Origin of the sequence: Mesorhizobium sp. M0047, from assembly GCF_040323315.1 — a bacterium.
Classification (GTDB): Bacteria; Pseudomonadota; Alphaproteobacteria; order Rhizobiales; family Rhizobiaceae; genus Mesorhizobium.
The window spans coordinates 31,999-54,092 of record NZ_JAMYUW010000048.1 but is presented as its reverse complement, the minus strand read 5'-3'; the positions used below and the strand labels follow the sequence as shown (position 1 = coordinate 54,092).

18 protein-coding genes are annotated in these 22,094 nt (G+C 57.1%); 2 read left to right on the top strand and 16 right to left on the bottom strand.

What is annotated here, in order from left to right:
- Window positions 1–138 precede the first annotated feature (138 nt).
- Window positions 139–1,044, bottom strand: a complete 906-nt coding sequence (gene cysD / locus NKJ89_RS30760) for a sulfate adenylyltransferase subunit CysD (RefSeq protein ID WP_352608138.1) — start codon at window positions 1,042–1,044, stop codon at window positions 139–141.
- 486 nt (window positions 1,045–1,530) lie between these two features.
- Here cysD and NKJ89_RS30755 point away from each other — a divergent pair, with 486 nt between their 5' ends.
- The gene (locus NKJ89_RS30755) at window positions 1,531–2,856 is read left to right on the top strand and encodes an O-antigen ligase family protein (RefSeq protein ID WP_352608136.1); all 1,326 of its coding nucleotides are present in this window, start codon (window positions 1,531–1,533) and stop codon (window positions 2,854–2,856) included.
- Complete coding sequence (locus NKJ89_RS30750) at window positions 2,853–3,800, top strand: NAD-dependent epimerase/dehydratase family protein (protein ID WP_352608134.1); 948 nt, start codon at window positions 2,853–2,855, stop codon at window positions 3,798–3,800. Before NKJ89_RS30755 ends, NKJ89_RS30750 begins: the two co-directional genes overlap by 4 nt.
- 16 nt (window positions 3,801–3,816) lie before the next feature.
- Here the strand turns inward: NKJ89_RS30750 and NKJ89_RS30745 are convergent, their stop codons facing one another.
- The 15 genes from NKJ89_RS30745 to rfbA all read right to left on the bottom strand — a co-directional run bounded on the left by NKJ89_RS30745 (window position 3,817) and on the right by rfbA (window position 22,080).
- The gene (locus NKJ89_RS30745; protein ID WP_352608131.1) at window positions 3,817–4,356 is read right to left on the bottom strand and encodes a sugar transferase; all 540 of its coding nucleotides are present in this window, start codon (window positions 4,354–4,356) and stop codon (window positions 3,817–3,819) included.
- 114 nt (window positions 4,357–4,470) lie between these two features.
- The gene (locus NKJ89_RS30740) at window positions 4,471–5,403 is read right to left on the bottom strand and encodes a glycosyltransferase family 2 protein (protein ID WP_352608129.1); all 933 of its coding nucleotides are present in this window, start codon (window positions 5,401–5,403) and stop codon (window positions 4,471–4,473) included.
- Between the two features lie 72 nt (window positions 5,404–5,475).
- Window positions 5,476–7,464 (bottom strand): SDR family NAD(P)-dependent oxidoreductase, encoded by a 1,989-nt coding sequence (locus NKJ89_RS30735; RefSeq protein WP_352608126.1) that lies wholly within the window; start codon window positions 7,462–7,464, stop codon window positions 5,476–5,478.
- Between the two features lie 413 nt (window positions 7,465–7,877).
- The gene (locus NKJ89_RS30730) at window positions 7,878–8,780 is read right to left on the bottom strand and encodes a glycosyltransferase family A protein (RefSeq protein ID WP_352608124.1); all 903 of its coding nucleotides are present in this window, start codon (window positions 8,778–8,780) and stop codon (window positions 7,878–7,880) included.
- Window positions 8,777–10,075 carry a class I SAM-dependent methyltransferase gene (locus NKJ89_RS30725; RefSeq protein WP_352608122.1) on the bottom strand — a complete coding sequence of 433 codons (1,299 nt, stop codon included), beginning with the start codon at window positions 10,073–10,075 and terminating at the stop codon, window positions 8,777–8,779. Before NKJ89_RS30725 ends, NKJ89_RS30730 begins: the two co-directional genes overlap by 4 nt.
- Window position 10,076: 1 nt before the next feature.
- Window positions 10,077–10,913: a TylF/MycF/NovP-related O-methyltransferase gene (locus tag NKJ89_RS30720; RefSeq protein WP_352608120.1), complete on the bottom strand. Its 837-nt coding sequence runs from the start codon at window positions 10,911–10,913 to the stop codon at window positions 10,077–10,079.
- On the bottom strand, window positions 10,910–12,262 hold the full coding sequence (locus tag NKJ89_RS30715; RefSeq protein ID WP_352608118.1) for an ABC transporter ATP-binding protein: 1,353 nt from the start codon (window positions 12,260–12,262) through the stop codon (window positions 10,910–10,912). The genes NKJ89_RS30720 and NKJ89_RS30715 overlap by 4 nt, the downstream gene beginning before the upstream one ends.
- Before the next feature lie 192 nt (window positions 12,263–12,454).
- Window positions 12,455–13,240 (bottom strand): ABC transporter permease, encoded by a 786-nt coding sequence (locus NKJ89_RS30710; RefSeq protein WP_352608116.1) that lies wholly within the window; start codon window positions 13,238–13,240, stop codon window positions 12,455–12,457.
- 18 nt (window positions 13,241–13,258) lie between these two features.
- Window positions 13,259–15,931 (bottom strand): glycosyltransferase, encoded by a 2,673-nt coding sequence (locus NKJ89_RS30705; RefSeq protein ID WP_352608114.1) that lies wholly within the window; start codon window positions 15,929–15,931, stop codon window positions 13,259–13,261.
- 7 nt (window positions 15,932–15,938) lie between these two features.
- Entirely contained in the window at window positions 15,939–17,015 is a 1,077-nt protein-coding gene (locus NKJ89_RS30700) for a glycosyltransferase family 61 protein (RefSeq protein ID WP_352608112.1), read from the bottom strand.
- Complete coding sequence (locus NKJ89_RS30695; protein ID WP_352608110.1) at window positions 17,012–18,649, bottom strand: class I SAM-dependent methyltransferase; 1,638 nt, start codon at window positions 18,647–18,649, stop codon at window positions 17,012–17,014. The genes NKJ89_RS30700 and NKJ89_RS30695 overlap by 4 nt, the downstream gene beginning before the upstream one ends.
- A 6-nt stretch (window positions 18,650–18,655) precedes the next feature.
- Entirely contained in the window at window positions 18,656–19,549 is an 894-nt protein-coding gene (gene rfbD, locus NKJ89_RS30690; protein ID WP_352608109.1) for a dTDP-4-dehydrorhamnose reductase, read from the bottom strand.
- Window positions 19,546–20,616, bottom strand: a complete 1,071-nt coding sequence (rfbB, locus tag NKJ89_RS30685; RefSeq protein WP_352608107.1) for a dTDP-glucose 4,6-dehydratase — start codon at window positions 20,614–20,616, stop codon at window positions 19,546–19,548. Before rfbB ends, rfbD begins: the two co-directional genes overlap by 4 nt.
- A gap of 27 nt (window positions 20,617–20,643) precedes the next feature.
- Window positions 20,644–21,198, bottom strand: coding sequence for a dTDP-4-dehydrorhamnose 3,5-epimerase (rfbC, locus tag NKJ89_RS30680; RefSeq protein WP_352608105.1), 555 nt, complete (start codon window positions 21,196–21,198; stop codon window positions 20,644–20,646).
- The gene (gene rfbA, locus NKJ89_RS30675) at window positions 21,199–22,080 is read right to left on the bottom strand and encodes a glucose-1-phosphate thymidylyltransferase RfbA (RefSeq protein WP_352608103.1); all 882 of its coding nucleotides are present in this window, start codon (window positions 22,078–22,080) and stop codon (window positions 21,199–21,201) included.
- Between the last annotated feature and the right edge of the window lie 14 nt (window positions 22,081–22,094).

The window sequence follows — 22,094 nt, the reverse complement described above, 5'->3', positions numbered from 1 at the left end:
GCCCGATCAGCGTCGACTTGCCGTCATCGACCGAACCGCAGGTCAGAAAGCGCAGCAGCGACTTCTTCTCCTGCGCCGCCAGATAGTCGCGGACGCCGTCGGTGGGTGCGAGGCTCTTTGCCATGATGTGGCGCATGGTCAAAAGTACCCCTCGCGCTTCTTCTTTTCCATCGAGCCGGCTTCGTCGCGGTCGATCAGGCGACCCTGCCGTTCGGAGGTGCGCGCGGTCAGCATTTCACCGACGATGGCTTCCAGCGTGTCGGCACCCGATTCGATTGCACCGGTCAGCGGATAGCAGCCCAGCGTGCGGAAACGCACCAGCCGGTTCTCCACCGTCTCGCCGGGGCGCAGTTTCATGCGCTCGTCATCGCGCAGGATCAGCATGCCGTCGCGCTCCACCACCGGCCGTTCCTTGGCGAAATAGAGCGGCACGATCGGGATACTCTCCTGCAGGATGTACTGCCAGATGTCGAGTTCGGTCCAGTTCGAGAGCGGAAAGACGCGGATCGATTCACCCGATGCAACACGGGTGTTGAATATCTTCCACATCTCGGGGCGTTGGTTCTTGGGATCCCACACATGCTGGGCGTTGCGGAAGGAAAAGATGCGCTCCTTGGCGCGAGACTTCTCCTCGTCGCGACGAGCGCCGCCAAAGGCCGCGTCGAAACCGTATTTGTCGAGCGCCTGGCGCAGCGCCACTGTCTTCATCACATGGGTGTGCGTGTTCGAGCCATGATCGAACGGATTGATGTTGTGGCGCACGCCATCTTCATTGACGTGAACCAGAAGATCGAAGCCGAGTTTTTGCGCCATCAGATCACGAAAGGCGATCATCTCACGAAACTTCCACGTCGTATCGACGTGGAGAAATGGGAAAGGCGGCTTGGCGGGATAAAACGCCTTCATCGCCAGATGCATCAGCACGGATGAATCCTTGCCGACCGAATAGAGCATAACCGGCTTGGAAAAGACGGCCGCAACCTCGCGGAATATGTGAATGGATTCGGCTTCAAGCCGCTGAAGATGCGTAAGCTCTGTTGTCATGGACTGTGAGCGTTCTTTCGTACCTTCCAACAGAAGACTTCGCCTCAAATCATCGAGCTTTTTGCGCCCGGTTCAAGCCCTGCTTCTGGACAATCTCTCTCAAGCCGGCGTTCTAGCAGATCGCCATTGCCAAGAACAATGCAAGACTGGCGTGCCGACGCACGGTTCGGGAATGAATTTTCCAAGGATACCGCCAAACCCGGAAATTCCTGCTCGTGGGTCCGAAGTCCGGGAAACCGCGGGAAAAATATTGCTTGGATAGACATGCGACTGCCCTTCCAGGAATTCTCCAGATCGATCGGCGCAGGCTGCCGATTTTTCAGCGGCAAGCGGTCCGACACGCTTTCGAAAAGCGAACCCAGCCGCTATACCAGCCTTGGGAAGCGGGCAAGTGCATGATGTAGGGTGGTAATTCGGGGCGAGGCATTCTACTTCGCCAGACAAGATCCGCCGCATGAACTTCCCGAAAAATAGCGAGCCCGACAATTGAACCGGCTTTCATCCCTGAGACAGCAATTCACGCCTTCGTGGATCAATATCTACTTCTCCATTCTTTGCTTCTTTTTTCCACCGGTTCTGGGATCGGTGGTCAGCTTTGTGTTCAACGGCGGGGCCCTAGCTTCCATCGTACTGATTGCCTCTGGGAAAAGGCGCTTTAACGCAGACCGGCCGGTGATCTGGCTGACGGTCGCGATCTATGCCTACTGCGCGGCCAATCTCCTGGCCACCGTCGTCAACAATTCGTTCGTCCGCGATGCGCCGCACCTTATCCCGCTCGTCACCTTCCTGTTTTTCCCCGTCTCCTATTCGACCTGGAGCATTACGCAGAAAACCACGCTTGCCCGCATCATCGTACTCAGCAGCATGGTCGCCTGTTTTGTCGCGCTGCCGATGGCTGTCATCCAGCAATATTGGATTGGGGTCAGGGCCGAGGGCGGGGCCGGCAATCCGATCATCTTTGCAACCGTGCTCTGCCTTGCCGTAACGGTTTGTGTGGCCGGTGCCTTGTCAGGCATAGAGCGAGCCCGGAGTCCTATCTTTCACGCCGCGCTGGCCGGGACGATCGCCATGATCTATTCCGGTTCGCGTATCGTTTGGCTGGCACTGCTGATTGCCGGCATCGCTGTTTTGCTTATTAACCATCAGAGGCTCAGAGGCAGGAATGCCGCTCGTGTGCTTCTGCTGCTGGTGGCAGTCGGCGTCGTGGTCGCCGCCTTCGGCTTCCAGGCGATATCCGGGCGCGTCGCCTTTCTGCACTCCGATTGGAATGCGCTTGGCGCGCAGGGCAATTACGACAGCTCACTGGGAATACGTTTGGCGCTTTGGGAGATCGGCCTCAAAGCATTCCATGACATGCCGCTGTTCGGACATGGGGTGGGTGCGACCCAGTCTTTGATCAAGCAGGGCTTTCATGATCAGTTCGCGATGGACGCAGGCTTCAATCATTTTCACAACGGCTTCCTGACCGCCTTGGTGCAAGCAGGAATTCTGGGCGCCGCAACGCTGGCGGCGATCTTTGTCGTTGCCGCTGGAAATGCTGCTCGGGTCTTACGAAACAGCAGTGATCCGGTCGAACGGTTCGGCGCCACCATGATTGTCGTCGTGGTGATAACCTATCTCACGGCCGGAATGACGGGCATCCTGGTCGGCCATGACATTCTGGACTCGGTGCTGATGGTCTTCCTGGTGTGTGGAACGTATCTTGCCTCCGGCCGTCAGGCTCCGTTGATGGAAAAGCATGCACCTCCACCAGTGATGGAAGAGCAGGAGCTTCCGGCGGCCACCCAAGAGTTGTTGCGGGCAAGGCAATGAAGGTCCTGGTCACCGGCGCGACGGGTTTCATCGGGCGCCTTGTCGTGCACAAACTTCGCGAAGCCGGCGCCGAGCTTCGTCTCGCTTCCCGCCATCCGGAAAGGCTTGGGTCGGGGGACGGCGCGGTGCTGATGCCCAATTTCGATGCACCGGCCGCGGCCTTCCTGGCACTCACCAGGGATGTGACCCACGTCGTCCATTGTGCCGGCCTCAATAATGATCGGGGCAATGCCACCGAAGCCGACTACCGGGCGGCCAATGTGGAATTGAGCGCGCGGTTGGCGCATGCCGCGGCGGCACAGGTAAGCGGACGCTTCATCCATCTCTCCTCGATCCGGGCCGTGATCGGTGCTTGCGTCAGCGCAACGATCGACGAAAACACTCTTCCTGCCCCGCAATGCGTCTATGGACGCTCCAAACGCGAAGGCGAGATCGAGGTTTTGGGCGCCTATGCGTCGCAAGGCCGTTCCGACGCCGCCGTGTTGCGCCTGCCCCCGGTCTATGGAAACGGCATGAAGGGCAATCTCGCTACGCTGATGCGCCTTGCTGATACGGCGCTGCCGCTGCCGACGGGCGCCCTGACGGGAATCCGCTCGCTGATGTCATCCGGGGCGGCAGTGCGGGCGGTGGCGCACCTTTTGAGCCATTCGGGGTCACTTCGTCAGATCTATGTCGGCGCCGATGTGCCGCCGATCGCAGTCGAGGCCATCATCGCCGCGTTTCGCAGAGGTTTCGGGCGGCCGATGCGTGTGATGGCCATACCAGCCGGCCTGATACGGCCGGCGGCGGCCGTGCTGGGCAGGCGGGCGTTTTGGGACAGTCTGACCGCGACACAGATATGCGACCCTGCCCTGCTGATATCGCAGGGGTGGAGGCCTGAAACCGGCACGCTGGAAAGGCTGGCGGAGCTAGCGCGGCTTGGTAAATCCCGACTCCTTGTTTGACCATGATGATGGCCAGTCAGCTTCGATAGAACGTTCCAAGCAGAATCCGAAGGTCGAGCCAGAATGACGCCGCACCGAGATAGGCGGCATCCGTTTCAGCCAGAAGCTTCGGGTTCGACATGTCGATGCCCTTGATCTGGGCCAGGCCAGTAATGCCCGGGAGCGCCGCCAGAACCCCCAGCCGCCTGCGGCACTCGATCAATTCCGCTTGGGTCGGCAGACAGGGGCGCGGGCCGACCAGGCTCATCTCGCCCTTCAGAACGTTCCAGAATTGCGGCAACTCATCGAGCTTGAACTTCCGCAGGACTTTTCCGACCGATGTCACGGAATTCGGTGGTGCCTCATGCGAGGGCAATGACGGGGTCCCGACATACATTGTGCGCAATTTGTGACAGCGAAAAAGCCGCCCGTCGCGGCCGACCCGCGTCTGCGAAAAGATAGCCGGACCGGGCGACGAGACCCGAACGGCAAGGACGGCAAGCGCCAAAACGGGAGATGTGACCACCAGCAGCAGAGCGGCACCGGCAAGATCGAAGATGTGCTTGGTTGCCTTCATGAACGACCGATCATGCTCCCTGCCAAAGTCCCGAGGCGACGCCGCAGGCGAGGCCCGGGTCGACGTAGCATGAGCTCATCTCTCGACCAAGTGCGCCACGCAGCCGTTCGATGCTCAGATGCGCCCGAGGATGAAAGCGAGATAGAGCCCCAGGGTGCCGGAAAGGGTTTGTCGATAGACACCGCTTTTGCGCAAGCCAGCCAAGCGGTGGAAAAGACCGCCCTGCCGCCCGCGGATGAACAGGTCGAGGCACGCCGCCGCGTCCTCGGTCAGCAGGTCGCGATTGACGGCAAGTCCATCAAGGTTGAGATCCGTCCAGCCGGCAAACTCGCCTTTGAACAGGCGGCCAAGCCGGGAAGCCCTTGCCTTCCACGACACGTTGGCGCCAACCAGGTTCGCGGCGTGCTGCCGGTAGCGCACAAGTGGCCGCGGATCGTAGCGGACGATGCCGCCGGCAGCGGTCACGATGAGATAGGCCCACCAGTCGTGGCTGACGAAGCCGGTCCGCGCGCAGGCTTTGGCCAGCAGGTCGCGTGCCGCGGCGTTGAGTAGGATGGTGTTGCCGCCGGCGATGCTTTGCACAAGCGCGTTGCGAAAGGACGGCGGCCGGGCAAACAGCGGCGAATGGCCTACAAGGCTTCCCGTTTCGGTCATGGTCGCGGTTCGCGAGCAATACATCAGCGGCGTCTTTGCATCGTGGCCCTGCATCCAGCTGATGGCGCTTTCCAGCCTGTCGGGCTCCCAGATATCGTCCTGGTCGCAGAAGGCATAGCCGTCCGCATCGATGCGTCGATCAAGGATCATCGACCGGAAATTGGCCGCGAATCCTTGCCGCGGCCCCTCCACAAGGGTCATTCGACCCTTGGGCCAGCGGGATTGCCATGCCTCGATAATCGCGGTCGTACCATCGATGGAACCATCGTCGGATATCCACAGGTCGACCAGACGGTGCGACTGGGCGAGCAGCGACTGCAGCTGCTCATCGATGAAGGCGGCGCCATCTTTCGTGCCCATCAGGACTGCGATGCGCAGGTCTGCTTTATCCACGAACGTCAAACACCTTGCATATGCCAGAGATTTCCGGATCCCATATCATGGTCGCGTCGGAAGAAGAGCGGCTTAGCCCGCCTGCCCGACCGTTTTCGGGATCGCATCTTGATGAATGCTTCCCCTGGCCTTCTTGGCGCGGTCAAGGCCTGCCAGCACGGCGAGCGCGGCAGCCTTGTCCTGATTTTTTGCTGCCTGCTGCAGCGCCGTGAGCGCGACCTGGACATCCGACCATTCCACGACGTCCGTGCTGAGGCCAAAAATCTTCGAAATGTCGAGTTCGACGAGTTCCTCGTCTTCGCCATGCAGCGTTTCGTGGAGCTTTTCGCCAGGCCTTATACCGGTGAACCTGATTGCGATGTCCTTGTACGGGCTCTTTCCGGACAGGCGGATCATCGTTTCGGCCACTTCAAGAATCGGCACCGGCTTGCCCATGTCGAGCATATAGACGGCATAATCGTCCCCGCTCTGCCGCGACGCGGCATCGGCCGCCGACATGATGACGAGATCGACGGCTTCGGCCACGGTCATGAAATAGCGTGTCATGCGCTGGTCGGTGATGGTGACTGGCCCCCCGGCCTCGATCTGCGCCTGGAATATGGTCGCAACCGAACCATTGCTGCCAAAGACATTGCCGAACCGCACGGCTATGAACTTGGTGGCGGAGCGACGCCCGCCCGGCTCGGCCGCCGGCGTCCCATGCAAGGCGCTGACGATCTGTTCGGCGGCCCGCTTCGTCATGCCAAGCACCGATGAGGGATCCACCGCCTTGTCGCTCGATATCAGGACAAATTGCGCGACCCCGCATTTGGCGGCGACCTCGGCACAAACGAGCGTTCCGAAAATATTGGTCTGGATGGCCGAATCCCAGTTCTCCTCGAGCAGCGGAACGTGTTTGAGCGCGGCGGCATGAAAAATGATATCAGGCCGGAATTCCGTGACGACCCGCGTTATCTGGCGCCGGTCCGCGACATCGACGATACGGACCTTGAGGCGGTCGTGGTCGTTCTCGTCAATATACTGACTGAGCTGGAAGATGCCGAACTCGGAATTGTCGGCGACCAGCACCTCCTCGGCTCCCAGTTCCAGCGACCGTTTGACCAGCGTTCGGCCGATCGAGCCGGCGCCGCCCGTGACCAGGACACGCTTGCCGCCGATAAAAGCACCGATGCGCTCGATATCGGACGCGACTGTCGGACGGCGCAGGATTGTTTCCATCTCGACGGTGTCGAGAACCAGCTTTCCGTGCCGTTCCAGCTCCGAAAGACCGGAGAACTGCACCACGTTGATGTCGCCGTGCCGGGCGACGCGGACGAGTTCGGAATAGTCCTCGATCTCGTGCTCGGCGCCACTGCCGAAAATCAGCAGGTCCAGGCTCTTGGTGCCGCTCGCATAGTCCTCCAGGACGTCGATCAGACGCGGCCGGGTCGCCACCACGGGAACACCCTGTATGCGCGTGCCCAACGGCGCGCCGCGCTCGGTCGCCATGATGCCTGCGATGGAATAGTCCCCCGGCTGTGCCGTGCGCGTGAAGCGAATGATCAGGTCGGCCTCACCGAGACGGCCGACGAACAGCGCGCGCTTGACCTCGGTCTCGCCGGTCTTGCGGCTCAGAATGCCCCAGCTCGCGCCGTCACGCAGGAAGCGGTAGAACAGCCGCGGCGCCGAAATGATCGTGAAGGAGACGAGGAAGAAGACGATGAACTGGCGCTCGTTGAGCCCCTGCACCGGTTGGAAGGTTCGAACCAGCAGCGAAGTGGCATACAGAGCGAGCGTCAAAATCGCGCAGCTCTTCAGGATGTTGAAAAAGTCCGGCGTCGAGGCAAAGCGCCAGACGGTCGTGTAGAGGCCAGAATATCTGAACAGCAGATGGCTGATGAGAACAATGGCCGCCCAGGTTGCCAGACCCTCGTCGGAGAGCGCTTCGAACGAAAGATCCGAGCGCGAAAGCACGAGGCTGAGCGCCACGGCGACCAGGACCATGGCCACGTCCTGGACCATGATGAAGGCGCGCCGCACCTGTGGCCGGAGCCCGAATACTGATTCGAGGTAAGAATTCATCGGAAGGCACTAGACTCCAGGCTCACGGATATGAACACCGCCAAGACGCTAACACGAAGATGCTTCGCATCCACTTTCTCAAAAGTGCCATCCGCGGCCCCCGCCGTCCTGTATCGCATACTGCGAGGTTGAAGGCATAGCCAGAGGTTTTTTGGGGAAATACACCTGACTGAGGGGTTGCTTTCTCAATCCGAGGTCCTGTGGCAGCTTTTGTGCCGGCAGCTTTTCATGATAGGAATTTTTTCTTGACTTCGTGACCTCAGCTATGGTACATATTTGTCTATGGTGCTGATTTGCGCCAGTGACCCGCCGTACAGGCGGGTTTTTCGTTTCCGTCAGCCTACGCGCCGGCGAAGGCTCCGAAGTTCGTTGCCTTGACTGTCGTCGCCTACCCATTGCCAGCATTAAACGCATTACAGGAGGCCAATGCGCGCAAATTTCGCAACCTCCGGGCGAAGCGGCCCAAGATAAATTGCTTCAAAAGACGGCTGAACATATCCGCGCTGGAAAATTGAACGGTACTCTGCATCGAACGTGGAAAACTGAACCTTCCCTGAAGTTGCGATTCCGCCATGAACCTGATGAAATGTCATGTCTGACAGCAAGCATACGTTTTTAGCATCCGGGCGTTGTACGTAGCGTGCGAAAATCTCGAGATTGGCCAAGCCTCCGCCTGGGGAAACAAAGCCCGCGTGATAGCCGCCGATGGCGTCCAGCAGATGGCGCGGCAAAGAGAACGCATTGCTCTCGACGATGGGATTCCAGAAGCCGTTGGTGGATGATCCCGCAAATACGGAAATATCATAGAGAGCGGATGGCTTCGAAGGCCAGCCACTATCCGCGATAAGCCTATCTTCCACTGCCTCGTTGTATCCTTGGGTGGTCGAAACCATCTGCACGCTCGGCCCGAGATGGCAGCCCAGCGTATAGACGAATGCATCCGCACACATTGAGTGTGCTTTCAACATGTTGGCGATCAGCTGATCGGAAAAGATACGGGCGCCGTCGATTGCAAAGAGGATATGCGTGCCTTTGGCCACGTGCCTTGCTGCCCAATTAAGCGCAAAGACAGGGGACGGTTGTGGGTCGGGCATGCTGACAATCCGGGGCGCCGGCGACAAACCGGCGCTATTGCGCAGCGTAAAAGGAACGGCCGAGCCATTGTCGACGACAATGACCTCATAGTCCTCCGACGAGACATTTTGTTGATAAGGGCGGCAAGCGGACAGGATCGTACGCGGTGCCTCTCTTGCCATATTATTGATGCAGATGATCACCGACAGGAACGGTCGACGCTTTCGTGAGAAAAGCCTCATGTCCTTCGCAGATATCCATTGGGATTATAAGTCATGTTCTGACCGAACATGTCACAGCAGGCGACGTCTATTTCAAAAGACCCGGAACCTTTGGCAAGAAATTCTGCAATCGCTCTGTTGGGTCCACCTTGATAACGGGCCGACCATCCGAGATCGTCAAGCACGCCGTCCTCCATGACGAGATACTCGCCGGCGCGAAGATGCTCTTCGAAAAACTCCAGAACCGAGGTGCAAACTGCATAGCTATGAGCCGAATCCTCGATCACCAGCCAGGGCCGCGGCAAGTCAAAAAGTCCATGCTGGCGGAACGGAACCTCAAGATTGGCGGCATCGCCTTGAACGAACCTAATTCCTTCCGAAGCGGGCACGCCTGGCTGATCCAGATCGATCGAAACAATCCGGGCCTGGATATCCATTGCCCTGCACATGTCTCGGAACAGCATGGCGCTTCCGCCATGTTTCGATCCGATCTCGATGATCGATGCAGGCCGCAGTTGCTCCAGCAACCGCAGATAGATTGCGATGTCAACAGAGCTTTTTAGACACGGAATGCCACGGTAACGATATTCCATCGTCCCGGCATGATAACCAGGCAGACTAGCGCCAGCCAAGCCGGTCACGTAGCTTCGTTTCGAGCGGCGCTCGTTCAATCGCCCAAGATCAGCTTGCAAAGAGGCCGTCGGACGCGGCGCGACAATCCGGGTGATTTCCTCGATTGTATCCAATTGGTAGTGGCCGTCCAGAATCCCGGCCTCGATGTCGCGATATGCTTCCGAGAGGGTGGGGTCGCCCGGCTTCAATCCGGAAACGATACACAGACCCTTCATCTCGACATCGTACGTTTCCACGATCAGGTCAGGTCGGAATTTCCGCAATATCGTAACCAGCTTATAGATATCGCCCGTCCAAACTTGAGTATTGCGCTCACGGCTCGCGTGAGCAATGTCGCGTGGCAAGACATCGTCGATCACAATGGCGCCTTGGGCGTGACTCACGCGTTCACAATTGATGAAATCGCGGAGCGCAAACTCCGCGTTGTGCATGCCATCGATAAAGGCGAGATCGACCGAGCCACCCACCAGCGCCGCGACGTCACGCTTGAAGAAGTCGTCGCTTGTCTCAGCAAACAAACGCGTTGGCGCCTTCAGTGGCGCCCTGATTTCATAGTCCGGATCGATCCCAATTGATGGCGCCTCCGACAAGGCAAGGCTGTGGCCAAAGCGAGAACCAATCTCAAGATAGTTCCTGGGTTGCAATATCTTGTGTATCAACGAGAGGGCTTCAAGATAGTCCATTTTACGCAGCCTTGCGGAACCAAACGCCCGTCCAATCGACGTGGTGCATTTGAGGAAGATCTCGCGACGTTCGAGCAAAATAATCTGCGACCGCGAGACGGCATTGCTCTATCCCGTAGTCATCAATGATCACAATCCCGCCTGGCGAAACTTTCTCGTAGAGCGCATCCAAGGAGTCCATCGTAGACTCATAAAGATCGCCATCGAGACGAAGCAAGGCAATTTCGCCCGTCTGGAGCCGAGGGAGCGTGTCCTTGAACCACCCTTTGGCAAAGACAACCGAATCGGACTCTAGCCCGTAAACGCCAAAGTTCTCGCGAACAGTTTCCTCACCGACCGCAAGCTCGGGATAGACTGTCTTGCTCAGGTCAAGTCCGGTATCCTGTGCAAGGCTCGGAGGAGGTAGTCCTTCGAAGCTGTCGGCGACAAATATCCGGCGGTTTTCGGCCGGGTTAATCCTAAGATATCCCGCCATAAAAATACAGCTTCCGCCGCGCCAGACCCCACACTCGACAAAATCGCCCGGAATGCCGTCGCCAACCACTGTGTCGAGGCACTCATGAAGCATGTCCAGACGCGCCTGCCCGATCATCGTATGGGGATATCCCGCATTGTGAATACTGTGGCTGAAGAATCTGCCATCGGTGCGCCCTGCCATCATCTCGGCATAGGCATCAGCTCGTTCATGTCGAATATCGTGCAGCACGCGGGGATCGAACACTTCGGAGCCCGCAATGCAGTTGCGCAGATAGATGATGCGAAGCTCGTTATCGAGATACACGCGATTCAGCAGCGAGCGCTTCAGCAGATCGAGATAAAGGTCGCCATGATGCTTCATGCGGATATCTCCTGGTCGCCTAACGTTTCCATCGTGATCGACTGCATGGGGATCCCCATCAGGCCTTTCGCGACATGCGATGAGAGAACGTGGAAGAAGATGGCATCTTCGACGCGGTGCTGCTTGATGTGTTCTGCCTGGTTACCGGTGGCCAATGCGACCGTAATTCCATAATCTCCGGTCGGCAGGTAGGGCATCTGAAACGCGAACCGGGCAATGATCGTCTCTCCGGCCGGTATGACGATGTCATCGTGGCGATAGGTCAGGAATGTGTTGTCGCCAAAGACAGCTTGGCCATGTCGGTCACGAACGGTGAACCCCAGGATTGGAAGCTCAAGGTCCGTATTTGCCTTCGCCTTGATCTCAAAGACTATGCTCTCTCCACCCGACAGATTGGTGAGCGGCAACCCCGCCGGATTTTTCAACCCTGCAGAAACGATCGATCCCGAACGGGTACCAATCCAAGCGGCATCATCATCAAAATCGAACACTTTGATTTCGTTGGCGAGCGAGGACGACCGCAATATTTCCGAACGATGGTCCGAAGGCGGCGGGGCCTCAGGCGGGCGCTCGCCGCGGCGGCCACCAAATTTCAACTCAGCCGTGCTGTCGCCTTCAAGCTCGATCGCACGGCGGTACTCATCGCAAACCTCTTTCGTTGGCCCGATCATGCGGATTTTTCCACCGTCGATCCACATGGCACGAGAACATAGCGCCATCACCGAACCCAGATCATGCGCACATAGGAGCAGAGTCCCACGTGATTTGAACTCCCGAATGAAACGCATGCATTTCTGCGAGAAGGCAAGATCACCCACTGCCAGAACCTCGTCTACCAGCAGAATATCCGTTGGCAGATGCGCGGCGACGGCGAAGGCAAGGCGCGCATACATTCCGCTTGAATAGGTCTTGACTGGCTGGTCGATGAAATCGCCAATGCCGGCAAATTCCAGGATCGAATCCATTCTGGCTTCAACTTCAGATCTCGACATTCCGATGATCGCGGCACCAAGATAGGCGTTCTCGCGTCCTGTGAATTCCGGATTGAAGCCAGTTCCAAGCTGGAGGGAGTACAGCTTGCCTTTTTGTTCAATGGTTCCAGACGTCGGATGCAATCCGCCGCCGATCATCTGGAGAAGCGTCGACTTGCCACTGCCATTTCGCCCAATAATTCCAACCGTTTCCCCTCGGAAAACCTCGAATGACACTCCATGTATCGCCGGATATTCGCGAAATCGTCGAACACGACCGAGGGTTGCCATCTGTATCAGCCGATCCTCAGGGCGCGCATAGATGCGAAAAACCTTCGTGACATCCTGCAAGCGGATGGCAATATCACTGTTGGTCATGGCCGATGATCCATCCAATACGAGAAATGCTTTCCCATAGGACGCGAAAATAATGGCTTGGCGTAGGGCCGATCAGTCGGTCGCGGCACCACTATCTGCTCGGAGCAGCTTCCGGGCCAATTGGACATAGATATGATGCTTGGAGGCGACGCGCACGCGAATCGCGACCTGCGACCACGGTCACCACACTTTTCAGAGAACATCAGCAAATCCCTTGCGGGTCTTCTGGAAGAATTGATAGCCGAGGAAGGCAACAACCAGCGCGACCAGCGAATAGAAGCCGAGTACCATCCAGCCCGGTTGCACGCCGAAAACGACGACATTTCGGAAATTCTCGACCGGAACGGTCAGCGGATTGAGGGCTAGCCATGGCTGAAGCCACTCGGGCATTGACGTGCGCTGAAAAAAGATCGGCGAAAAAAACATTGTGGCGGTTATGAGAGGGGAGACAAACTGGCTTATGTCACGAAAATAAACCCCAGCAGCAGCAAGAAACCACGCTATGCCGAGAACCATGACGACAAGAGGGGCAAACACTATGGGAGCCCACAACGCAGAAACTGGGATTCCGCCAAAGGCGAATAAAGAAAAAACAAAAAGCACTAATAAACTGACTCCGGCGTGAAACAATGCAGAACCAACAGAAACGGCCGGGAGTATCTGAATCGGGAAAACAATTTTTTTAACATAGTTGACATTCGCCAATATAACTCCAGGCGACATCGAAACCACCTCTGAGAAAAGCTGAAACGGGATCAATCCAGAATAGAGGATAATCGCAAACTCGCCAGTTGAATGTTCGCCAGCTTGACCACTCGGCAAGGTCCATCGCGATTTCATCACCACGCCAAAAACAAAGGTGTAAATCGCCAGCATGAATAGCGGTGTCAAAAGCGACCAAAGAACTCCGAGCGTGGAACCGCGGTAACGCCCGGCGACTTCGCGACGTGCAAGGGCTAAGGTCAGAGAAGGCAGCATTATGGTTTGGCCCCAGTGTCAAAGATCAAGATCAGGATACTCGATACGACCCTGCGAGCGCACCCAACGCAAAAAGCCTCCCTCATCGGGCGTTTCAAACGGATCCGGAAAAGCCAACTGTAGATCTTCGCGGTCGCGATAAATGATCCGATGCGACAAAGGGATAGGTGCGGTGTTTGCATAGCGTCCATAGGCCCAACCGATGCCCGACGCCGGGTCGTCCGGCGCAAACTTGATTTTCTCCTGATACCAATCGACCAACCCCATTACCGCCGGATTCGCCCGACTGTTCTTCTCTGCCATTACCCGATGAGCACCCTTGTCGAACCCAGTGAAATGGTAGAATCCTAGAGGCTGCCCGTCGACTATATACCCGTCCGAAATCGAACCGGCGAAGTGCCGTTGCGTCAAATTCCAAGTCGAGACGTTGAATCGTGACTCTCTCATAACGAAAACGTCTGGAAAGAGAGCTGGAGCGAGATCGATCCAGCGCTGGTCGGTGAAAAGGCCGTTGGGAATGTCATCTCGGCACCAGCGATAGACGCGCTTTGCCCACCAATCGGTGAACCGCCTCCCCGCATCTGTGTTGCGGATGCCAACATATCCGAGGTTGTAAACTCCGTGCTTAAGGCTAGCAATCTCATTATCGATTATCGCTTGAAAATCGGAATCCGGAGCGGTCTGGTGCGGTGTTAGCGTCACCGAGTGCGCCGCAGTGTGCGCCATTAGGTCGTCCAATCGACTGAACAGCACAATATCCGGATCGAAATAGTAAACTTCTTCGTACCCTCGTCGGAATAACTCAGCAGCAACAAATGGCTTTATTGCGGTACTTAACTCCACGAGCGTATGGCGAAAACTCCAGCTCGAAAATGCCTGGATATTTAGATCCTCGGCGGAGATTACGTCATCGAATACCCCTCGCCGGTAGTCGACATCCGGACTGCGTCGGTCGCTCAGCCCGTAATAGACATCGATTTCAGGGTGGTGCGTTTTGAGCGATTGACCAAGCAGCATCGCCTTCGGCAGATAATTGGTTGCCGCCGAAGTGAAAGCGCAGACACGGTTTCGCTGTTTGACGGCAGCGGGGATCGTCTGTGGCCGCTCTACCACCGCGGCGGCTTGCAGCGCGGCGACAAGGTCTGCTGGACCGGCCCCCAATGGCAGCAGCTTGGCGCTGGCCTCGCCCTGCAGACGCTCAGCAGGAGCGCCGAGATCGAAGGCGACAATAGGCACGCCCATTGCCTGGAGTTCGGCGACAACGAAAGAATATGTTTCAGGCCAGACTGATGCGAACAATGCAACGGCGACGCCATGTCGTTGCATCAATCGTGGCAGCGCGCTGGGAACGTATGGGCCAGTGATAGTGACGAACGGATAATCGAGTTCCCGATCGATCGTACCGATGATGACCAGCGACATATCGAGCCGCTCACGAGCAATGTACCGGCATAGTTCCGCCACCACATCAGCGCCCTTAGCATAGTTGATCGTCCCGACTACCGCGATACCGAGACTTGGCGACGGAGCAAACGAGGACTTGTCAAACAAACGCGAGTCAGGCGCAGCGTGGGGTTCGACATAGCATTTGTCATTCGCAATATCCGGAAACGCCTTCCGAAACAGCTGTAGTGAAGATTGCGAAAAAAATCGGATACTCCCGACGCTCTCGAACAGCGGCTTCCATTGGCTCCGCCATTCTTCAATTTTCTGCGGCGCCTGTGAGAGCATGAATGGGTCACGATTGTTAGGTATACACACCGCATTACAATGTGATGGACCAGGTACTCCACAGAACTTCCTGTCTTGATCTAGCAAATTAAATGATGGACATACGCTGTAGAAATCATGGAAATAGAAAATTGACTGTTTACTTAGCTGCAAGGCAGAAAGCAGCATCGATACAACATCGGCGTTGGATGGGAACGATACCGTGCTATTGACATGGACTTCCTCTAACTGGGCGATTTGAAGTAGCGCCGCGAGATCATCAGTCGAGCGTAATGAACGAGCGGCGACTAGGCCTTTGTTACGAAATACTTCCAAATGAAACATCAGATCGTTGATTGAGTAGCGCACCCGCGCGACCGTCTTTCCCGCCTCCAGCAAGCCGCGCTCAAGACCAGATGAAAACGCATTAGCGCCACCGCCCATCGAGTGATCGAATAGTAGCACAAGGCCAGGCTCAGCCATTGCAACGTGCAATGCATCATCTCGCGAAGCCGGCGGTATCCGCCGCCTATGATCGTTCCATGCAGCGGTGAGTTTGTGAACCAGCGTATGATACTGACCTGAGCGAGCCAGCCGCCCTGCGACTTTAGCCTTCTCAAGCAGGCGGGACATTGACGACTGATTCAATTTTGCAAAACGCGAGACGTCGATGACAATCTCTAAGGCATTCTTGAAGTTTATTGCGAGTTCCACGGTTGAGGGTGCTTGCCCACCCGCCGGCGCAGTGCCGAATCCAAAGAAACCAGAATACATCGCGTTTCGACTTTCGGCGAAAGACCCAGCAACATCAGGGCGATGACCGCCAACGGTCAATGGACGCACGAAAAGAACGGAGCCAAACATGACCCTCAGTTCAATGTTCCTGATTTCCGCGTCTGGGGCAAACACCCAACCCCAAAGCCGCCAGCGACCATTGCTGAATTCGAGCGCATCAATATTGTATTCCAGACGAGAGTTCATTTGAAACCTAGATGAAATGTGAAAGCTTTAACGCGGAGATAACCGCATTTGCATCTAAGTCAACCTGGCGTGTGAGGCTATCGACCTTGAAGAAATCAATTTCCTTATTAAAGTACCAGCTAAAATGCTGCTCTCTGAGGCAGGATAGATCCCAGAAGAAAAAGTCATAAGTGCCAGGATCTATCATGAACACGTCGCAATGCGGGCCAGCGAAAACGAGATTGGTCAGACCTGCTCCCAACGGGGCGACGATGTGCGTGGCCTCTCTAAATGCCTGCATCTGTTCGACGAATGACATCTCACCCGGATAGACCACGTCGTAGGAGGCATCCCGAAGGGCTGAAAGCAGATAGGCGTCACCAACAATAGAGCGTTTCTCATCTGGCTTGCGCCAAACTGCTAGTTTCCGTGCCTTTTTCGGAGCATCAACACCCTCAAGCAGCAACGCGGTCATATCGACGACTGTCTGCGATTTCCGTCGATTGTGTTTCGAAACCGGCGACAGCAACACCACTTCATCAGCATGTGCTGACGAAGTATCAACTTCGATGTACTTGAGTTGGATGTCCAACGCGCTGCAAGCAAAATCAATGAGTGATTTGGCCCACAATGCCTCTTGCGGGAGAATAATATTAAACCGAGATAGCCCTATCCTCTTAGCGTTGAGCAAACGAGGGAGCATCTCAATCAAAACGTGGCCATAGTTTGCCGCGCCTGATTTCATAAAGACGACAATAGGATCGTCATTTTGCGCTTGGTCCCGCAAATTGACAGCGCGGGTTGAAGAGGTGGATTGCCGGAGCAGAAGTTTTATGTCCTCCAACGGGCGGTCGACTATGCTGGTCTCTACGAACTTCCCCGATTCGAGCAGCACATGCTTGCCGTCTACGATCAAGCAATTCCTAATCAACCAAACACCTTCCTCGGGGCAGTCAACAGAGTCCTCACAAAGCACTCTCAAAATGAATGTTCGAAGATCATCGTGCGCACTGCGATAATTGAAAAGATTGGGTGCATAACGACGATAGCTATGCGGGTCAGTCGCAACAGCATCAAAGCTTCCGAGGGAAACAATTTCACTCATGGTCGAGGATTTGCTCGCTTGTTAATAAGCGCGAGGCGCCGATATAATTCAATCGAATTTACGCTCTTATAGTAATTGCCAATGAACGTATCATAGGGTTGCTCAGAGCCGAGCGCAGCATCACCGACGACGCAACGCGCTAGCTTATAGACGTAGTCAATGGCACTAATGTTCGATTCGCCCTGAAAAGGTGCATTCTTCAGATGCTGCTCGAAGCTGGTATCTATGTCTTCGATGACATATTGGCCGCCGGGAACAAGCAAAGGAAACAATGTCTGAAGGCCAAGAATCTGGTGGTCCCAGCGGTGCGACGCATCATCGATGACAATGCGCGGTGGTCCGTGGCGCTCTACTATGGAACGGAGGAACCCTTCTTCTGCTGCGTTTCCGATCAGAATGGAAATACGCTCACCTTCATATCGCCGAGCCTCAGGATCATAGTCGACTCCGACGATCTTGGCGTTGGGAAAATAGTCAGCCCACATGCGCACAGATGCGCCTCGGAATACGCCAAGTTCAAACATCACGAATGATTCGTGACGGATAGGTTCAAATTTCTCGGCGTAGAAGGACAAGTAATCGTGGATATTTGATGCCTTGTCGGTGCCGCGGGAACGGCCAATGTCGTCCAAGCTTTTTGTCTTCATTTGGTCCAGTCCCCTCGATTTAGTCTGTTGACAATAGGCTATTTGGCTCGCGCTAACTTTGCCAATCTCTGTTTTGGTGCTTGGAGGATCCCTGCTAGAAAACCGCAACCAGTCTGCGTTTGCCGCCGCCAGTCCTGCGGCATCTATATCAGCCAAATCGATTGATTTGTTCGACTCTAGGAGGCGATAAGTCTGTTGAGCACAGGATCGCATCGGCGACTCGGCATAGGGCGGCATCTGTCGTACAGGCTCGCGCCGAAGCCAGTTGTCGACTGCTTCTCCCGCCGATGCGGCATTCGCCATAAAGCTAGTCCCCAATATGACGTCAATCGCTTCCACTGCCTGTCTCCAATCATCAAGAAGCGCTTGATATGACAAAACAGACGCAACAAACGCACGCGATTGATGAGCTGCTGTGAGCATATGATCGAGCCAGGTCTCGAAGGCTAGATCTGGTGACATTGCGTCGCGACGAAAAAGAGAAGCGGCAACCTCATCTGGATCACGGACGAGAATCACTATTTTCAGTTGAAAGCCTATGCCCTCTAGCGCTTCGCTGTAGATTGGCAATAGGCGAGAAATACGTGGATCCTTGATAGCAATAGTTGTGTGATCGCCGAACTCAGCGGCCACAATCCTGCGAATCTCCTCTACATAGAATTGTCTAACCGATGTCGGGATAACATCGAGCCCCGATGAGATAACCTTGTTCCAAGTTCCACCAGCTTCTGCCAAAAGCCGCTCGTTGAGGTCTACGATCCATGTCGGCTCCCAATGCCCCCCTTCGTTTCCGAGACCAGCGCCTATCAAATTCTTTGGGAGCGCTGCCCCCAAAAGGTTGAGAACCCTCGTCAGTGCGCTGGTGCCCGAGCGATGCATGCCGAGCACCATGATGCAGGTGCGTCTGGCCGGCTTTGCCTTGCGTGCTTTCGGCTCATCAACAGGCGTCGCATCGCGCGTGTTTTCCGGTGAAGGGTCTTTATTCATTCCGTCCTATTTCGTCCCATCGATGACAAGCCGCCGCACCACCGCTTCCGTCGATTGCCGCCAGTCCGGCGCATCCCACCCGAACGCGGAGGCGAATTTTGCGCTCGATAGCCAGGAACTGGCGGGGCGGCGCGCCTTGGTCGGGTAGTCCATCGTTGCAATGTCCCGTACCCGCGCCCAAGGACCACCAGACACGCGGCTTGTGTCCAGGATATGACGGGCAAAGCCGCTCCAGTTGGTCTCGCCGGTTCCGGCCAAGTGATAAATGCCGGACGCACCGAAGCTCTTGTCGTCATGCAGCTGTGCTGCCGCATGCAGGATTGCGTCGGCGATATCAAGTGCGGAGGTGGGATTTCCCCACTGATCGGCGACCACGGCGATCTCGTCGCGATCGGCGGCAAGCCGCAGCATGGTCTTGACGAAATTCTTGCCGAACGGGCTGTAGACCCATGCCGTGCGCAGGATCAGATGATGCGGATTGGCTGCCGCCACCGCCTGCTCGCCGGCTAGCTTGGAGGCGCCGTAGACGCTGGCCGGTGCGGTTGCGTCGGTCTCGACGTACGCGCTGTCCTTCGAACCGTCGAAGACATAGTCGGTCGAAAGATGGACGACGGGAACGCCCAGCCGCCTTGCGGCTTCCGCCACCTTGCCGGCGCCGACGGCGTTCACCGCGAATGCCAGGTCGGGCTCATCCTCGGCCTGATCCACCGCCGTGTAGGCGGCGGCCGACACGACGATGTCGGGCTTTGCGGCCGCAATGGCTTCGCTCACCATGTCGGGTCTCGCCAAATCGAGTTCCGGGCGGCCAATGGCAACGACCTCCACGCCGGCGCGTCGCTGGCCGGCCTCCAGGAGGCTTGCCGCGACCTGGCCCTCGCGTCCTGTAACAACGAGCCTCACGCGGCCCCCTTGCGCGCTTCGCCCAGTCTTTCACCGGCATAGTGCTTTTCGCGGATCGGCCCCCACCACCATTTGTTGTCGAGGAACCAGTCCACGGTTCTGGCCAACCCGCTGTCGAAGTTCTCGTTGGGCGCCCAGCCGAGATCACGGCCGATCTTCGATGCGTCGATGGCGTAGCGGCGATCATGGCCGGGACGGTCGGTGACGAAGGAGATCAGGTCGCGATAGCTCTTGCCACCGGCCCGCGGACGCCTGATGTCGAGCAGATCGCAGATCGTCTCGACGACGCCCAGGTTCGTCCGCTCGGAATTGCCGCCGACATTGTAGCTTTCGCCCGGCTGCCCTTTCGTGGCGACGAGTTCCAGCGCGCGCGCGTGATCCTCGACGAACAGCCAGTCGCGCACATTGGCGCCGGCGCCATAGACCGGCAGCGGCTTTTCGTCGAGCGCATTGAGAATGACCAGCGGAATCAGCTTTTCGGGAAAGTGGTAGGGTCCATAATTATTCGAGCAGTTGGAAAGCACGACCGGCAATCCATAGGTTTCGTGCCAGGCGCGCACCAGATGGTCCGACGCCGCCTTGGAGGCGGAATAGGGCGAGGACGGCGCATAGGGCGTTTCCTCGACGAACATGCCGCCATCGAAAGGCAGATCGCCGAACACCTCGTCGGTCGAGACATGATGGAAACGGAAGCGGCTCTTTCTGTCCTCAGGCAGGCCGCGCCAGTATTCCAGCGCGGAATTGAGGATCTTGTAGGTGCCGACGATGTTGGTTTCGATGAACGTGCCCGGCCCGTCGATCGAGCGGTCGACATGGCTCTCGGCGGCGAGGTTCATGACGATGTCGATATCGTCCCGGCGGAGGATGTCGAGCACCGCTTTCTCGTCACAGATATCGGCCTGCGCGAAGCGGTAATTGTGCGCGTTCTCGATCGGCCGCAGCGAGGCCAAATTGCCCGCATAGGTGAGCTTGTCGAGATTGGTCACGCGGTAGGCCGGGTTGGCGCACAGATGCCGGCATACTGCCGAGCCTATGAAGCCAGCACCGCCTGTCACCAGAAAATTCATGCCACTGTCCTCATCCTTTGGCAATCATCAGGCAAACACCTCGGCGGCGGCCAATAACGGCGCCTTCAGGTCCTTGTCCGAAAGCTGGAACCCGCCGGACAATGACGGCCATTCGATGCCGATGGCGGGATCGTCGAAACGAATCGACCGGTCGTGCGCCTGCGAATAGGTGTCGGTAACCTTATACAGGACCTCGGTGTCGGGCACGAGCGTCACGAAGCCGTGCGCAAAGCCTTTCGGCACCAGAATCTGGTTACCCTTTTCGGCCGACACTTCGAGCGCGACCCATTTTCCAAAGGTTTTCGAGCCGCGGCGAATGTCCACCGCAACGTCGAGAATACTGCCGCGGATGACGCGCAGCAGCTTGTCCTGCGCCCGCGGCGCGAGTTGGTAGTGAAGCCCGCGCAGGACACCTGCGGCTGCCGAATAGGAATGATTGTCCTGCACGAAAAGCAGATCTATCCCAGCCTGCGCAAAGCGTTCGGCATTGTAGGTTTCGACGAAGAACCCGCGCGCGTCGCCGTGCCGCTTCGGCACGATTTCCAGCACGCCATCGATGCCGAGGGACCTGACTTCCAGCATCTAACCCTCCGAGAGCTCGACGACACGCCGGCGCAGATAGGCGGCATATTCGTTCTTGCCCAGGCGGTCGGCGCGACGCAGAACCTGGTCCGCGGTCAGCCAATCCTGTTCAAGGGCAATCTCTTCCGGACAGGCGACCTTGATGCCCTGGCGATGCTCGATGGTGCGCACGAAGGAAGACGCTTCGTGCAGGCTGTCTTGCGTACCGGTGTCGAGCCAGGCGTAGCCGCGCCCCAGCCGGTGCACATGCAACTGGCCACGCTCGAGATAGACGTTGTTGACCGCCGTGATCTCGAGCTCGCCACGCGCCGAGGGCCGGATGGAGGGGGCGATGTCGACGACGTCATTGTCGTAGAAATAGAGACCGGTGACGGCCCAGTTGGATTTCGGATTCTGCGGCTTTTCTTCGATCGTCAGCGCCGTCCCGGTGGCCTTGTCGAAGGATACGACACCATAACGCTGGGGATCCTCGACATGATAGGCGAACACCGAAGCACCCTTTTCGCGCGAGGCCGCGGCGCGACAAAGCTGCGACAGCCCATCGCCGAAATAGATGTTGTCGCCGAGGATCATCGACACGCTGTCCTTGCCGATGAAATCCCGGCCGATGATGAAGGCTTCCGCCAGACCGTTGGGTTGCGGTTGCTCGGCATAGGACAGATCGAGCCCGAACTCCGATCCATCGCCAAGCAGATCGCGAAAGACCGGCAGGTCACGCGGTGTTGAAATGACCAGAATCTCTCGGATACCCGCGAGCATCAAAACGCTCAGCGGATAATAGATCATCGGCTTGTCGTATATCGGCAGAATCTGCTTAGAGATTGCTAATGTTAGCGGATAAAGGCGCGTTCCACTGCCCCCGGCAAGGATAATTCCTTTCAAGAAGCTCTCCTTGA

What these genes read in the sequence shown, in the direction of transcription:
- NKJ89_RS30705 (WP_352608114.1), bottom strand. Translation starts at nt 15,931, where the DNA reads ATGAACTCTCGTCTGGAATACAATATTGATGCGCTCGAATTCAGCAAT.
- NKJ89_RS30710 (WP_352608116.1), bottom strand. Translation starts at nt 13,240, where the DNA reads ATGCTGCCTTCTCTGACCTTAGCCCTTGCACGTCGCGAAGTCGCCGGG.
- NKJ89_RS30715 (WP_352608118.1), bottom strand. Translation starts at nt 12,262, where the DNA reads ATGACCAACAGTGATATTGCCATCCGCTTGCAGGATGTCACGAAGGTT.
- NKJ89_RS30725 (WP_352608122.1), bottom strand. Translation starts at nt 10,075, where the DNA reads ATGGACTATCTTGAAGCCCTCTCGTTGATACACAAGATATTGCAACCC.
- rfbC (WP_352608105.1), bottom strand. Translation starts at nt 21,198, where the DNA reads ATGCTGGAAGTCAGGTCCCTCGGCATCGATGGCGTGCTGGAAATCGTG.
- NKJ89_RS30695 (WP_352608110.1), bottom strand. Translation starts at nt 18,649, where the DNA reads ATGAATAAAGACCCTTCACCGGAAAACACGCGCGATGCGACGCCTGTT.
- NKJ89_RS30720 (WP_352608120.1), bottom strand. Translation starts at nt 10,913, where the DNA reads ATGAAGCATCATGGCGACCTTTATCTCGATCTGCTGAAGCGCTCGCTG.
- NKJ89_RS30700 (WP_352608112.1), bottom strand. Translation starts at nt 17,015, where the DNA reads ATGAGTGAAATTGTTTCCCTCGGAAGCTTTGATGCTGTTGCGACTGAC.
- NKJ89_RS30750 (WP_352608134.1), top strand. Translation starts at nt 2,853, where the DNA reads ATGAAGGTCCTGGTCACCGGCGCGACGGGTTTCATCGGGCGCCTTGTC.
- NKJ89_RS30730 (WP_352608124.1), bottom strand. Translation starts at nt 8,780, where the DNA reads ATGAGGCTTTTCTCACGAAAGCGTCGACCGTTCCTGTCGGTGATCATC.
- cysD (WP_352608138.1), bottom strand. Translation starts at nt 1,044, where the DNA reads ATGACAACAGAGCTTACGCATCTTCAGCGGCTTGAAGCCGAATCCATT.
- rfbB (WP_352608107.1), bottom strand. Translation starts at nt 20,616, where the DNA reads ATGAATTTTCTGGTGACAGGCGGTGCTGGCTTCATAGGCTCGGCAGTA.
- NKJ89_RS30735 (WP_352608126.1), bottom strand. Translation starts at nt 7,464, where the DNA reads ATGAATTCTTACCTCGAATCAGTATTCGGGCTCCGGCCACAGGTGCGG.
- NKJ89_RS30745 (WP_352608131.1), bottom strand. Translation starts at nt 4,356, where the DNA reads ATGAAGGCAACCAAGCACATCTTCGATCTTGCCGGTGCCGCTCTGCTG.